This is a genomic window from Delftia sp. DT-2 (assembly GCF_028401915.1).
Lineage (GTDB): Bacteria > Pseudomonadota > Gammaproteobacteria > Burkholderiales > Burkholderiaceae_C > Comamonas > Comamonas tsuruhatensis.
Genome location: NZ_JAQOTI010000011.1, coordinates 210,902 through 223,949, shown reverse-complemented (window position 1 = coordinate 223,949; position 13,048 = coordinate 210,902). Strand labels below are relative to the sequence as shown.

At 65.0% G+C, this 13,048-nt stretch carries 11 protein-coding genes; 8 read left to right on the top strand and 3 right to left on the bottom strand.

Annotated elements, in window-relative coordinates:
• Window positions 1-8 precede the first annotated feature (8 nt).
• Complete coding sequence (locus PO605_RS21280; RefSeq protein ID WP_047470508.1) at window positions 9-1,319, bottom strand: amidase; 1,311 nt, start codon at window positions 1,317-1,319, stop codon at window positions 9-11.
• Window positions 1,320-1,600: 281 nt separating this feature from the next.
• Between PO605_RS21280 and PO605_RS21275 the strand changes: the two genes are divergently transcribed.
• Both PO605_RS21275 and PO605_RS21270 read left to right on the top strand, forming a co-directional pair.
• Window positions 1,601-2,260, top strand: a complete 660-nt coding sequence (locus PO605_RS21275) for a GntR family transcriptional regulator (protein WP_016454373.1) — start codon at window positions 1,601-1,603, stop codon at window positions 2,258-2,260.
• A gap of 169 nt (window positions 2,261-2,429) precedes the next feature.
• A complete protein-coding gene (locus PO605_RS21270; RefSeq protein ID WP_016454372.1) occupies window positions 2,430-3,752 on the top strand; it encodes an MFS transporter in 1,323 nt (440 codons plus the stop codon).
• A gap of 178 nt (window positions 3,753-3,930) precedes the next feature.
• Here the strand turns inward: PO605_RS21270 and PO605_RS21265 are convergent, their stop codons facing one another.
• Window positions 3,931-4,479: a phasin family protein gene (locus PO605_RS21265; RefSeq protein WP_016450488.1), complete on the bottom strand. Its 549-nt coding sequence runs from the start codon at window positions 4,477-4,479 to the stop codon at window positions 3,931-3,933.
• 323 nt (window positions 4,480-4,802) lie between these two features.
• Between PO605_RS21265 and PO605_RS21260 the strand changes: the two genes are divergently transcribed.
• The 6 genes from PO605_RS21260 (at window position 4,803) to PO605_RS21235 (ending at window position 11,918) form a co-directional block, all read left to right on the top strand.
• Window positions 4,803-5,264, top strand: a complete 462-nt coding sequence (locus PO605_RS21260; RefSeq protein ID WP_017404735.1) for an acyl-CoA thioesterase — start codon at window positions 4,803-4,805, stop codon at window positions 5,262-5,264.
• 115 nt (window positions 5,265-5,379) lie between these two features.
• Window positions 5,380-6,600 carry a nicotinate phosphoribosyltransferase gene (gene pncB / locus PO605_RS21255; protein ID WP_047470511.1) on the top strand — a complete coding sequence of 407 codons (1,221 nt, stop codon included), beginning with the start codon at window positions 5,380-5,382 and terminating at the stop codon, window positions 6,598-6,600.
• Between the two features lie 61 nt (window positions 6,601-6,661).
• Window positions 6,662-8,089, top strand: coding sequence for a sodium:proton antiporter (locus tag PO605_RS21250; protein ID WP_047218008.1), 1,428 nt, complete (start codon window positions 6,662-6,664; stop codon window positions 8,087-8,089).
• 37 nt (window positions 8,090-8,126) lie between these two features.
• The gene (locus PO605_RS21245) at window positions 8,127-9,134 is read left to right on the top strand and encodes a 2-hydroxyacid dehydrogenase (protein WP_047470514.1); all 1,008 of its coding nucleotides are present in this window, start codon (window positions 8,127-8,129) and stop codon (window positions 9,132-9,134) included.
• A gap of 110 nt (window positions 9,135-9,244) precedes the next feature.
• Window positions 9,245-10,735 carry a DNA recombination protein RmuC gene (gene rmuC, locus PO605_RS21240; RefSeq protein WP_046238057.1) on the top strand — a complete coding sequence of 497 codons (1,491 nt, stop codon included), beginning with the start codon at window positions 9,245-9,247 and terminating at the stop codon, window positions 10,733-10,735.
• A gap of 1 nt (window position 10,736) precedes the next feature.
• Window positions 10,737-11,918, top strand: a complete 1,182-nt coding sequence (locus PO605_RS21235; RefSeq protein ID WP_047470517.1) for an MFS transporter — start codon at window positions 10,737-10,739, stop codon at window positions 11,916-11,918.
• 70 nt (window positions 11,919-11,988) lie between these two features.
• Here PO605_RS21235 and PO605_RS21230 read toward each other — a convergent pair whose 3' ends face one another.
• The gene (locus PO605_RS21230) at window positions 11,989-12,858 is read right to left on the bottom strand and encodes an LOG family protein (protein ID WP_016450495.1); all 870 of its coding nucleotides are present in this window, start codon (window positions 12,856-12,858) and stop codon (window positions 11,989-11,991) included.
• Window positions 12,859-13,048: the final 190 nt, after the last annotated feature.

The window sequence follows — 13,048 nt, the reverse complement described above, 5'->3', positions numbered from 1 at the left end:
TCCCGGTATCAAGGGTGCACAAAGTGATGGAAGGGCAAGGCAAACTCGTGGGCAAAGGCCAGCAGCAGGCTTTCGCTGCCGGGTGCTCCCACGATCTGGACACTGACCGGACGGCCCCGGCCGTCCTTGCCCACGGGCATGACCAGCGCTGGCAGCCCCAGGTAGTTGATATAGGCGTGGTGGCGGTGCATTGCCGCCAGCGCGCGAGGGTCGAAGCCGGGGCAGGAGGTTGTGACGGTCTCGCGGTCGGGCACGCCTTTTGGCAGGCAGGGCGTCAGCAAAAGGTCGATGCCGTCCAGGCAGGTGGTCATGAAGGCATGGCTCTGTGCCGGTATCTGATGCAAGGCATGGCGATACCAGCCATTTGGCATGGCCCAGCCCGGCAGGGCGATGGCCCTTGTGGCCGGAGCCAGGGTGTCAAGCTCTGTGCGCACAGCGGCCTCCAGTGAAATGGCTGCCTCGGCATGCAGGACGATCTGGGCCAGCCGGTTCAGCCGGCCCAAGTCAGGCGCCGGGCGGTTTTGGATCTGCACGCTGGCGTGCAGGCTCTTTTCGAAGAGGGTCAGCGCAGCCGCCACGCCGGCATCCTCGTGGGTTGTGCGCATTGCGTTGCCGATGCGCCAGCGCGGTGGGGGCTCCGGCGTGTCAGGCCGCGTCGGCAGCATGGCTGTGAAGATGCGGGCCGCATCGGCTGCGCTGCGCGCGATCACCCCGACGGTATCCAGAGTGGGAGCCAATGGCGCCACGCCATCGGAGGGCAGCAGGCCGCGCGTAGGCTTCAGGCCGATCAGGGCGCAGGTTGCCGCCGGCATGCGCACTGAGCCCGCCGTGTCGGTGCCCAGCGAAGCCGCGCAAAGACCCGCAGCCACGGCCACGGCCGATCCGCTGGACGAGCCGCCGACGGCAGCCTGGGCGTCAAGAGGGTTGAGCAGCCGTGGTGAATGGAGGCTCTCTGCCGTGGCGCCGCATGCAAATTCCGCCATGGTGAGCGCGCCCAGGTGCAGTGCGCCCTGCGCCTTCAGCCGTTGCAAGACGGTGGCGGCCGGCCGGATCTGCCCCGTTGTGCGAGGCCGGCCCAGACCTGGCACGTGCAGGCCCGTGTCGAAGACGTCCTTGTGTGCCAGTGGCACGCCGGAGAGCAGGCCGCCGGGTTGGGGCGACGGTGCGGCAAAGATGTGCTCCGCGCAGTGCCACTGCGCGTTGCGGCGCCTGAATTCGGTGGCCAGTGCTGCCGCATGACTGTCATGTGCCGAGGGAGGCAGCAGGGCGAAGCGCCGGAGCATTTCGTCCACTGAAGGAAGCGTCTCGAACTCAGCCATGGCCGGGCTCCGTGCACTCCAGTTCGTTCGCCACGGCGCTCAATCGGGCCAGTGTTTGGGCAATGGCCTGAAGGTCCTGCGGTGGCAAAGCCAGGCCCCGCAGTCGGCAGGCCAGCGCAGCCCAGGCCAGCCAATCATGTGAGCAGTCTTCGTGCATGGTGCTTGTCTCCTGCTACGCTTGTGCATTGATCTAATTTTGAGTGTCATAAATATATTTATGAAAGTCAAGGAAATAAAATCAGGCGGCGACCCGTTCTGTTTTTGCGAAGGGGAGGCTTGCCATGAAGGCTGCTGAGCGCATCCGCCTTTCCATTGAGGAATCCATACGCGACGGCAGCCTGCTGCCCGGGGATGCGGTGGATGAACAGGCGCTGATGCAGACCTATGACGTGTCACGCACACCCGTACGCGAGGCTCTGCTGCAGTTGCAGGCCCAGGGCCTGGTGGTCAATCTGCCGCGCGCCGGCATGGTGGTGGCCAAGATGGATGTGGGCCAACTGCTGGCCATGTGGGAGTTGCTGGCGGAGCTGGAGGGCATAGGCGCAAGGCTGGCCTGCGAGCGCATGACACCAGCAGAGCGCGAGGAGCTGGCCGCCATCCATGAACGCGCGTCAGCCGTGGCGCGTCGAGAGGACGCACAAGCCTGGCAGGAGCACAACCGGCGCTTCCACGAGGCGCTGTACCAGGGGGCGCGCAATCCCTATCTTCGGCAGGAGATCCTGCGTATGCGTTCACGCACCGGTGCCTACAGACGCCATGCATTTTCGGCCTTTGGCCAGACGGCCCTGTCCTGGGCTCAGCATGGAGAAATGGTCGAAGCAGTCCAGGCGCAGGATGCTTCGCGGGCGGCCTCCCTGATGACCCGGCACATGAGTCCTGGCCAGGGCTCGGCCAGTTTCGCGTCGTTCATCGCGGCCCTGCCCAAGCACCTGCTGGCTTGAGCGCACGAGGGCGCAGGCAGGACATCTGCGGGAAGTCCCGGGGTATATAAGTTATTTGCGCGATCAAAAATATATTTATAGAAATCAAAAAAATTTGATCGTGCATCCTGACCTCGCTGTTTCGAGGGGGATGGCTTGTGCAGGCATACCTACCAAGGAACCACCCATCATGGACGCTCTTTCCCCGCAGTTGCCTTTGCCCCAGGCGCTGGTCCAAGCGCCGGCTTTCGATTCGGACGCCGTGCATCGCAAGGTTGCATGGCGGCTGATCCCCTTTCTTGTCTTCCTGTTTCTGTTGGCCTGGATAGACCGTGTCAATGTCGGCTTTGCCAAGCTGCAGATGCTGCAGGACCTGCGATTCAGTGAGGCTGTCTACGGACTGGGCGCAGGCATCTTCTTCATCGGCTACTTTCTCTTCGAGGTCCCCAGCAATCTGTTGCTGCAGCGCATAGGTGCGCGCAAGACGCTGGCGCGCATCACCATCCTGTGGGGGCTGGCGTCCATGGGCATGGCTTTTGTGACCACGCCCGAGGCCTTTTATGCGCTGCGCTTCCTGCTCGGTGTGTTCGAGGCGGGGTTTTTCCCGGGCGTCATGCTTTACCTGACCTACTGGATTCCGGCTGCCAGGCGAGGCCGCATCAACGGATGGTTCATGACTTCCTTCGGCATCGCGGGCGTGGTGGGCGGGCCCATCGCTGGGCTCATCATGAGTGGAATGGAGGCAGTGGCCCCTCTGCGAAACTGGCAGTGGCTGTTCGTCCTGGAAGGCATTCCCTCGGTGATCGCTGGCTTGGTGGTCCTGGCATGGCTGCCCGACAGGCCCTGCCAGGCTCACTGGCTGTCCGAGGCAGAGAAAAGCGCGTTGGAAATGCAACTCGACGCCGAGCGGCAGGGTGCGGGCAAGCATGCAAGCTTCATGCAGGCACTGCGTCTGCCCGCGCTGTGGCTGTGCACGGCGGCGTACTTCTGCATCGTGGGCGGCAATGCCACGCTGGCCTTCTGGATGCCTTCGCTGGTGCGTGAGCTGGGTGTGCACAGTGCGTTGCACATCGGCCTGCTGTCGGCGATTCCGTTCATGCTTGGCACGGCGGCCATGGTGATCAACGGGGCACATTCCGACGCCACCCGCGAGCGCCGTCTGCATTGTGCGGGTGCCACCTTGGTCGGTGCTGTCGGGCTTGCGCTGACTGGCGCCACCATGGGCAACCCGGTGCTGGCCATGGTGGCCTTGAGCATTGCTGCCATTGGTGTGCTGGGCGCTTTCCCGGTGTTCTGGGCCATGCCAGCTTCGTTTCTGACCGGCACAGCGGCTGCTGCGGGCATTGCCTTCATCAATTCGGTAGGCAATCTCGCAGGCTTTGCCACGCCGTTCATGATGGGCTGGGCCAAGCAGTGGACCGGTGGTGTCGGCGCGGGCCTTTATGGAGTGGCCGCAATGCAGCTGGCCGCATCGGCCATTGTGGCTTTGGCCATGCGCAGGCTCAAACCATGAACAGGCCATGGCAGGCGAAAAAAAACCCAGTCCAAGGACTGGGTTTTGAAAGGATCCAGAAACGGGGGTTTCGAGAGGATCCAAGGAGACAACTGGTCAGGTCTTGCGACCCGGGATGCATGCAATTATGAGGGTAATCACTAATTCTTGCACGCAACCCTGTTGTAAGACGGCGTGATCAACGCTTGCGGGTCTGGGCCGACTGGACGGCTTCGCTGGCGGTGTTGGTCACGGCCGTGAAGTTGGCTTCCGCCAGGTCCGAAGCCTGCTTGACGGCCTTTTGCACCGACTCGAAGGCATTGTTGGCAGCCGACACGGCGCTCTTCATCACGGCCACGGCGGTTTCGGAACCTGCGGGTGCGTTCTTGGCGGTGGTGTCCACCAGGGCGCTGAAGTTCTTCTGCAGATCGGACGCCTGGCTTTCGAAGGCCTTGGCCAGCTCGGCACCGGTGCCGCTGGCGATGTCGTACAGGTGGCGGCTGTAGGCAGCGGTCTTTTCAGCCAGGGGCTGGAACAGATTGGCCTGCAGCGACAGCAGCTCCTGCGCATCCTTCACGCTCAGGACGGCCTGGGTGTGCTGGGCGGCTTCGTTCAGTGCGGCGCGCGAGGCGGTCACATTCAGTTCCACCAGCTTTTCAACGCCTTCGAAGGCCTTGCTCGTCAGGCCGAACAGGGTTTCCAGGTTGGCCTTTTGTGCGCTCAGGATTTGGTCAGGGGTCAAGCTCATGTCAGTCTCCAGAAAAACGGACCACAGGGGTCTCGGGTTACGGGGAATTGCCTGCGCTGACCTGACTGAGTGTCATGTTGCAGTGCAGCATGGGTCTTATTGTAGGGATTGCAAAAAAGGAATCAAGTACCTGATGCTGCGGTGCAGCAAAAAAATCGGCAAAGCTGTGGGTTTTTTGTAAGTCTTTGATTTTGAATTGATTTTATGTCGGTTTGACGACATTTTTCGGTTTGCATGCTTACTCGCTTGGCGAGTGATTGGCAGCAGTGCGCGTCGTGATGGCGACAGGGGCTGGGGACAGGGCGCATTCGGCCGGCGGCACAATGGCCGCCATGAATGAATCGCCCCCGAGCCGCCCCGCGCCGCAGCCCCGTTCGGCCTATGCGGCATTCCGACGCATCAGCACGCGCTGGTCGGACAACGATGTCTACGGGCACGTCAACAACGTCGTCTATTACAGCTGGTTCGATACGGCGGTGAATGCCCATCTGATCGAGCAGGGCGCGCTGGATATCCACGCGGGCGAGACGATAGGCCTGGTCATAGAGACGCAATGCAATTACTTTGCGCCGCTGGCCTTCCCGCAGGAGGTGGAGGCCGGTATCCGGGTGGCCCGCATCGGTGGCTCCAGCGTGCGCTACGAGGTGGGGCTGTTCGCGCAGGGCGAGCCATTGACGGCGGCGGCCGGGCATTTCGTGCATGTCTATGTGGACCGGCATACGCGCCGGCCTGCCCAGATTCCGCAGGCGCTGCGACAGGTGCTGGAGCCGCTGCTGCGCGGTTGATGGCGTTCGGGGCGCATGCAAGGCGCCCGCTCGCAGCGCGGCAGCGTGTGTATGGCCTACACTCGAAAGCTGTCTGCCATCTGACCGCTGGGGCGCTTACCGCCCGGCTCTGTCCATGATCATCACCAGCCTGCTCGATACCGACCTGTACAAATTCACGATGATGCAGGTGGTGCTGCACCAGTTTCCCGGAGCACAGGTCGAGTACCGCTTCAAGTGCCGCAACCCCGGCGTGCAGCTCGCACCCTATGTGAACGAGATCCGCTCCGAGATCCGCTCGCTGTGCAGCCTGCGTTTCCAGGACGCGGAGCTGGCCTATCTGAGCTCGCTGCGCTTCATCAAGAGCGACTTCGTCGATTTCCTGGGCCTGTTCCACCTCAACGAGAAATGCATCACGGTGCAGGCGCTGCCCAATGGCGAGATCGACATCACCATCCGCGGGCCTTGGCTGCACACCATCCTGTTCGAGATTCCCGTGCTGGCCATCGTCAACGAGGTGTACTTCCGCAACACCCAGCCGGTGCCCGATTTTCCGGAAGGCCGGCGCCGTCTCGACGCCAAGATTGCGCTGCTGCAGCAGCCCGGCCTGGAGCAGCTCAAGATTGCCGACTACGGCACGCGCCGCCGCTTTTCGCGGGCCTGGCATGAAGAGGTGCTGCGCGTGCTGTGCGCACGCCTGGGCCGGCCCGGCGCATCCGTGGAGTCCGAAGGCCAGTTCGCCGGCACCAGCAATGTGCTGTACGCCATGAAGCTGGGCGTGCGGCCCCTGGGCACGCTGGCGCATGAATACCTGCAGGCCTGCCAGTCCCTGGGCCCGCGCCTGCGCGACAGCCAGATCTTCGGCTTCGAATCCTGGGCGCGCGAATACCGGGGCGACCTGGGCATTGCGCTGTCGGACGTCTACGGCATGTCGGCCTTCCTGCGCGATTTCGACCTGTACTTCTGCAAGCTCTTCGACGGTGCGCGCCACGACAGCGGCGACCCGTTCGAATGGGGCGAGCGGCTGCTGGCCCACTACCGTGCCAACCGCATCGATCCGCTGACCAAGACGCTGATCTTCAGCGACGGCCTGACGGTGCCGCGCACCATCGAGCTGTTCCAGCGCTTCCATGGCCGCTGCCAGCTGGCCTTCGGCATAGGCACCAACCTGACCAACGACCTGGGCGACGCGCCCGACCATGTGCCGCTGCAGATCGTCATCAAGATGACCCGCTGCAACGGCCAGCCCGTGGCCAAGCTCTCGGACACGCCGGGCAAGAGCATGTGCGATGACGAGAAGTACCTGGCCTACCTGCGCCAGGTGTTCGAGATTGCGCCGCCTGCGGCGCAGGCTTGATTGCGGCACCACCTGCCGCCAGGAGGGGACAGTGAATAGAGAACAAAGAGGAGACGGGACCATGAAGGCATTGCGCGGATTGCTGGCGCTGCTGGCCACCTGCGCGCCATCCTGGGCCCTGGCCGCCGATATCGACGGCGGCCAGCTTTCGGTACTTTGGGGCGTGCCGTTTGCGGGCATGCTGTTGTCCATCGCCCTGATGCCGCTGGCGGCGCCCCATTTCTGGCACCGGCATTTCGGCAAGGTGACGGCCGCCTGGGCGCTGGTCTTTCTGCTGCCCTTCGCAGCGGTGTTCGGCGTGGGCGCGGCCATGGCCAACCTGGTGCATGCCCTGCTGGCCGAATACCTGCCGTTCGTGATCCTGCTGACGGCGCTGTACACGGTGTCGGGCGGCATCTATGTGCGCGGCAATCTCAAGGGATCGCCGGGGCTGAACACGGCCATTCTGGCGATCGGCGCCGTGCTGGCCAGCTTCATGGGGACCACGGGCGCCTCGATGCTGCTGATCCGGCCGCTGCTGCGTGCCAACGACAACCGCAGGCACCAGGTGCATGTGGTGGTGTTCTTCATCTTCATCGTCTCCAATGCCGGCGGCTCGCTGACGCCGCTGGGCGATCCACCGCTGTTCCTGGGCTTTCTCAAGGGGGTGGATTTCTTCTGGACGGTACGCCACATCTTCACCGAGACGCTGTTCCTGGTGGGCGCGCTGCTGGCGCTGTTCTACGCGATCGATGCCTGGCTGCTGCGCAAGGCCGGCGAGGCGGATCTGCCCGATCCCACGCCCAGCGTCGATGCCTTGGGCCGCGCCAGCCGCCTGGGCTTTGATGGCGGCGTGAACTTCGTGCTGCTGCTGGCCGTGGTGGCACTGGTGCTGATGAGCGGCCTGTGGCGTACCGATGCCGGCCTGGTGCTGGCCGGCACGCATGTGGGCCTGCCGGGTCTGGTGCGCGATGCGGGCCTCGTCGCCGTGACTGTGCTGTCCCTCAGGCTCACGCCGCGCAGCGTGCACCAGGCCAATGAATTCGGCTGGGGGCCGATGCAGGAAGTGGCCAAGCTGTTCGCGGGCATCTTCCTGACCATCATTCCCGTGATCGCCATGCTCAAGGCGGGAACGGCCGGACCCTTCGGCGCCATCGTGGGGGCCGTGACGCGCGCCGACGGCACGCCCGATCCGCTGATGTATTTCTGGGCCACGGGCCTGCTGTCCTCGTTCCTGGACAACGCGCCGACCTACCTGGTGTTCTTCAATACGGCGGGCGGAGACGCCGCTCAGATGATGACGGCCATGGCCTCGACGCTGGCCGCCATCTCGGCGGGCGCGGTGTTCATGGGCGCCAACACCTATATCGGCAATGCGCCCAACCTGATGGTCAAGGCCATTGCCGAGGAGCGCGGCGTGAAGATGCCCAGCTTCTTCGGCTACATGGCCTGGTCGCTGTGCATTCTGGTGCCGCTGTTCGTATTGATGAGCTTCATCTGGTTCCGCTGAAGAACCGCCTAACGCCAAGACAAGGAAAGAGACAGACATGGCAAGCAAACCCCGCATCCTGATCGCCCGTGCCATCCCGCCCGAAGTGGTGCGCAAGCTGGAGCAGCACTTCGAGGTCGAGTCCAACCAGGATGACGTGGTCTGGAGCCCGCAGGAACTGGCCCGGCATCTGCAGGACAAGGACGGAGTGCTGACCACGGGCTCGCAGACCATCGATGCGGCGCTGCTGGCCGCCTGCCCGCGCCTGAAGGTGGTGGCCAACATGGCCGTGGGCTACAACAACTTCGACGTGCCTGCGATGACGGCTGCAGGTGTGCAGGGCACGAATGCCCCCGACGTGCTGACCGAGACCACGGCCGATTTCGGCTTTGCCCTGCTGATGGCCACGGCCCGCCGCGTGACAGAGAGCGAGCACTACCTGCGCGCAGGAAAGTGGAACTCCTGGCGCTACGACCTGTTTGCCGGCTCGGAAGTGCACGGCAGCACGCTGGGCATCATCGGCATGGGCCGCATCGGCCAGGGCATCGCCAAACGCGGGGCGCATGGCTTCGGCATGAAGGTGGTCTATCACAACCGCTCGCGCCTGTCGCCCGAGCTGGAGGCCGAATGCAAGGCCGGCTACGTGGGCAAGGATGAACTGCTGGCCATGGCCGACCATGTGGTGCTGGTGCTGCCCTACACCAAGGAAAACCACCACACCATAGGCGCGGCCGAGATCGCCCGGATGAAACCCACGGCCACGCTGATCAACATCGCGCGCGGCGGCATCGTCGATGACGCGGCGCTGGCCAGGGCACTGCGCGACAGGACCATTGCTGCAGCAGGCCTGGACGTGTTCGAGGGCGAGCCCTCGGTCCATCCCGACCTGCTGACCGTGCCCAACGTGGTGCTGACCCCGCACATCGCCAGCGCCACCATGGGCACGCGCAGCGCCATGGCCGAGCTGGCGGCCGACAACCTGATCGACTTCCTGTCCGGCAAGGTCCCGCGCACGCCCGTGAACCAGCCCGAAGCGGCGGCCGCCGGCGCGCGCGCCAAGGCCTGAACACCGTGTTGTGACAATCGCGGGAAGGCTGGCCGTGGCCGCTTCCCGCTGCATGGAGCGCAAGCAAAATCTTGACCCAGATATCCGGAGTGTGGTGGGCGGCCTGGGCCGTGCTGCTGTTGGGGCAGGCGGCCGTGATCTGGCTGCTGTGGAGGCGCTCGGCGCAGCGCGAGGACGGGGTGGCGCCCCAGCAGGTGCTGCAGGCGCTGCAGATGCTGGACGTGCGGCTGCAGCAGCTCGAGCGCGGTGCCCAGGCCACGCAGATGGCCGTGGCCAAGAGCGATGGCGGGCTGGACCGCGTGTCGCAGCAGCTGCAGGCCCATCTGGCCCAGGCCCAGCTCGATGCCCAGGCGGCGCGGCGCGAGCAGGGCGAGGCGCTGGCAGCCTTTCGCATGGAACTGGGCCGGCTCACCGTGCGCCTGGCCGCCGACAGCGCCCAGGCCCGCGAGGCCCAGGGCGAAAGCACGCAGCGCTTCAACGCCCATGTGCAGGAGCGCTTCGAGGCGCTGGCGCAGACCACGCGCAGCACGCTGGACTCCCTCAAGAATGACATCCAGCAGCAGCTGGGCGGACTGGCGCAATCCAGCCAGGTCCATGCCGAGCAGCTGCGCGGCACGCTCAACGAGCGGCTGGCCACCATCCAGTCGGACAACGCGGCGCGGCTGGAGGAGATGCGGCGCACGGTGGACGAGAAGCTGCATGCCACGCTGGAGCAGCGCCTGGGCGAATCGTTCAAGCTGGTCAGCGACCGGCTGGAGCAGGTGCACAAGGGCCTGGGCGAGATGCAGACGCTGGCCGGCAGCGTGGGCGATCTCAAGCGCGTGATGACCAATGTGAAGACGCGCGGCACCTGGGGCGAACTGCAGCTGGGCGCCATCATCGAGAACGTGCTCACGCCCGAGCAGTACGCGCGCAACGTCAAGACCGTGCCCGGCAGCGACGACATGGTGGAGTTCGCCATCCGCCTGCCCGGACGCAGCGACGAGACGCCGGTCTGGCTGCCCATTGACGCCAAGTACCCGGTGGAGCAGTACCAGCGCCTGCTCGACGCCCAGGATGCGGCGGACAAGGCGGCCATTGTCTCGGCAGGCAATGCCTTCGAGGCATCGATCAAGTTCGAGGCGCGCAAGATCCACGGCAAGTACGTGAGCCCGCCGCACACCACGGACTTTGCCGTGCTCTACCTGCCCACCGAAGGCCTGTTTGCCGAGGTCATGCGCCGCCCCGGCCTGGTCGAGGCCGTGCAGAACGGCTGCCGCGTGATGGTCACCGGCCCGGCCAACCTGGCCGCCATGCTCAGCAGCCTGCAGATGGGCTTCAAGACGCTGGCCATCGAAAAGCGCTCGTCCGAGGTCTGGGCGGTGCTCGGCCAGGTCAAGACCGAGTTCGCCAAGTTCGGCGAAGTGGTGGATGCCACGCGCAAGTCCATAGACGCGGCGGCCAAGCGCTTCGAGCAGGTGGGTGTGCGCACGCGCGCCATCCAGCGCCAGCTGCGCGACGTGCAGGAGTTGCCCGCGCCGACCTCTAGTGCAGCGCGGCCCGGCCTGCCGGATGACAAGGACGCAGCGGCCGGAATGGAGCCGGGATCGGAGCAGGATTGAGATGAACCTGGCCCTGTTCAAGGTCATCATGGCGCAGGTCAGCGTGCATGCCACCATGGCCGGCATGCGGCTGGCAGCGCCTTTGCTGGCGCTGCAGCAGGGCTATAGCGCGGCGGCCGTGGGCATCTTGCTGGCGCTGTTCGCGCTGACCCAGGTGTTCCTGGCGCTGCCGGCCGGGCGCTTCGCGGACAAGCATGGTTTTCGAAAGCCGTTTTTCCTGTCCATGCTGGCGGCCAGCGGGGGCTGCGCGCTGGCGCTGGCATTGCCGCTGTATCCGGTGCTATGCCTTGCGGCGTTGTTGTCGGGCGGAGCCAGCGGCGCCGTGGTGATTGCCGTGCAGCGCCATGCGGGCCGTGTCACCCACGATGCGGTGGCGCTCAAGAAGGTGTTCAGCTGGTTGGCCATAGGCCCGGCCATCTCCAACTTCATCGGGCCCTTCAGCACCGGGCTGCTGATCGATCACGCGAATTTTGGCGGCGAGGGCAGCACCATGGGCTACCGCGTCGCCTTCGGCCTGCTGGCCCTGGTGCCCGTGCTGGCCTGGAGCTGGGTGCGCCACACGCAGGAGCTGCCGCCCGTGCGTGCGCCCATAGGCGGCCCCAGGCAGCATGCCTGGGACCTGCTGCGCGACCGCAATTTCCGCAACCTGCTGCTGGTCAACTGGCTGCAGTCCGCATGCTGGGACGTGCACACCTTCGTGCTGCCGCTGCTGGGCCATGAGAAGGGCCTGAGTGCCTCGGTCATCGGAACGCTGCTGGGCATTTTTGCCGTGGCGGCCGCCGCCATCCGCCTGGCCATGCCGCTGGTGGCCGAGCGCTTGCGCGAAGGCGCCGTGATCTCCGGTGCCATGGCCATCACCGCCTTCGTCTTTGCGCTGTACCCCTTCATGGACTCGGCGCTGACCATGGGCATGTGTTCAGTGATGCTGGGTTTTTCACTGGGATCTGTGCAGCCCATGGTCATGAGCATGCTGCACCAGATCACGCCCGAGCACCGCCATGGCGAGGCACTGGGCCTGCGGCTCATGGCCATCAATGCCTCCAGCGTGGCCATGCCCGTGCTGTTCGGCTCGGCGGGGGCATTGATCGGCGTGTCTGCGCTGTTCTGGGTGGTGGGCGCGGCCGTGGCCTCGGGCATCCGCACGGCCTGGTTCATGGGGCTGACGCCGCGCAAGCCGGAATGAAAAAAAGCGACCTGCGCCTTGGTGCGCAGATCGCCTTGCGATGCGGTGGCGGCCTGCCGGCCGCTGCGGCTCACCAGCCGCCAGCGTGGAACTGCTTGATCAGCGCCCAGGCCTCGACCGGATCATCGGTATAGCGGAACAGCTGCAGGTCCTTGGGCGAGATCGTGCCTTCCTCGATCATCAGGTCGATGTTGAGCAGGCGCTTCCAGAACTCGGTGCCAAAAAGGATCACGGGCACCGAATGCGTCTTGCCGGTCTGCATCAGGGTCAGCACCTCGAACAGCTCGTCCAGCGTGCCGAAGCCGCCGGGGAAGGCCACCAGGGCCTTGGCGCGCATCATGAAATGCATCTTGCGCAGGGCGAAGTAGTGGAACTTGAAGCTCAGGTCCGGCGAGATGAAGCGGTTGCCGTTTTGCTCGTGCGGCAGCTCGATGTTCAGGCCGATGCTGGGCGCGCCCACGTCATGGGCGCCTCGGTTGGCCGCCTCCATGATGCCGGGGCCGCCGCCGGTGCAGATGTAGAGGCGCTCCTCGGGCGGCTGGTTCAGGCTGTCGGCGGCCACGATGCGCGTGAAGGCGCGGGCCTGTTCATAGCGGTGCGCATTGCGCACGGCGCGCTCGGCCAAGGCAACGCGCTGGGGATCGCCGCTGGCCTGTGCGTCGGCCAATTGCTGCTCGGCCTGCTCCAGGTCCACGAAGCGGGCGCTGCCATAGACCACGACGGTGTGCTCGATGCCGCGCTCGATCTGGGCCAGGTCCGGCTTGAGCAGCTCCAGCTGCATGCGGATGCCGCGGGTTTCGCGGCGGAACATGAATTCCGGGTCCGCGAAGGCCAGGCGATTGGAGTTCTGCTGCAATGCCATGCCGTTGTGTGCCTGGTTGTGAAGGGCCGACCAGCCGTTGGCCAGATCGGTATCGGTCAGGGGGGAAGAGATTTGCATGAACCCTCGTACACAGGAAAAACCAGGGCGGCCACGCCTGTGGCCGTTCCATCAAATACGTTGCCAGCGCAGATGATGACTGCACTATACGCTCACAAACTCATAGCCGCGGGGCTCGCGCACCGGGTGCTTTGGCGCATTGACGCAGCCGTGGGCGAATTCGTATGCTGGACAGTTGGCAGTAGGGCTT

Bases quoted from the DNA above. Each gene is read 5' to 3' on its own strand.
- PO605_RS21280 (WP_047470508.1), bottom strand. From the start codon at position 1,319: ATGGCTGAGTTCGAGACGCTTCCTTCAGTGGACGAAATGCTCCGGCGC.
- PO605_RS21275 (WP_016454373.1), top strand. From the start codon at position 1,601: ATGAAGGCTGCTGAGCGCATCCGCCTTTCCATTGAGGAATCCATACGC.
- PO605_RS21270 (WP_016454372.1), top strand. From the start codon at position 2,430: ATGGACGCTCTTTCCCCGCAGTTGCCTTTGCCCCAGGCGCTGGTCCAA.
- PO605_RS21265 (WP_016450488.1), bottom strand. From the start codon at position 4,479: ATGAGCTTGACCCCTGACCAAATCCTGAGCGCACAAAAGGCCAACCTG.
- PO605_RS21260 (WP_017404735.1), top strand. From the start codon at position 4,803: ATGGCCGCCATGAATGAATCGCCCCCGAGCCGCCCCGCGCCGCAGCCC.
- pncB (WP_047470511.1), top strand. From the start codon at position 5,380: ATGATCATCACCAGCCTGCTCGATACCGACCTGTACAAATTCACGATG.
- PO605_RS21250 (WP_047218008.1), top strand. From the start codon at position 6,662: ATGAAGGCATTGCGCGGATTGCTGGCGCTGCTGGCCACCTGCGCGCCA.
- PO605_RS21245 (WP_047470514.1), top strand. From the start codon at position 8,127: ATGGCAAGCAAACCCCGCATCCTGATCGCCCGTGCCATCCCGCCCGAA.
- PO605_RS21235 (WP_047470517.1), top strand. From the start codon at position 10,737: ATGAACCTGGCCCTGTTCAAGGTCATCATGGCGCAGGTCAGCGTGCAT.
- PO605_RS21230 (WP_016450495.1), bottom strand. From the start codon at position 12,858: ATGCAAATCTCTTCCCCCCTGACCGATACCGATCTGGCCAACGGCTGG.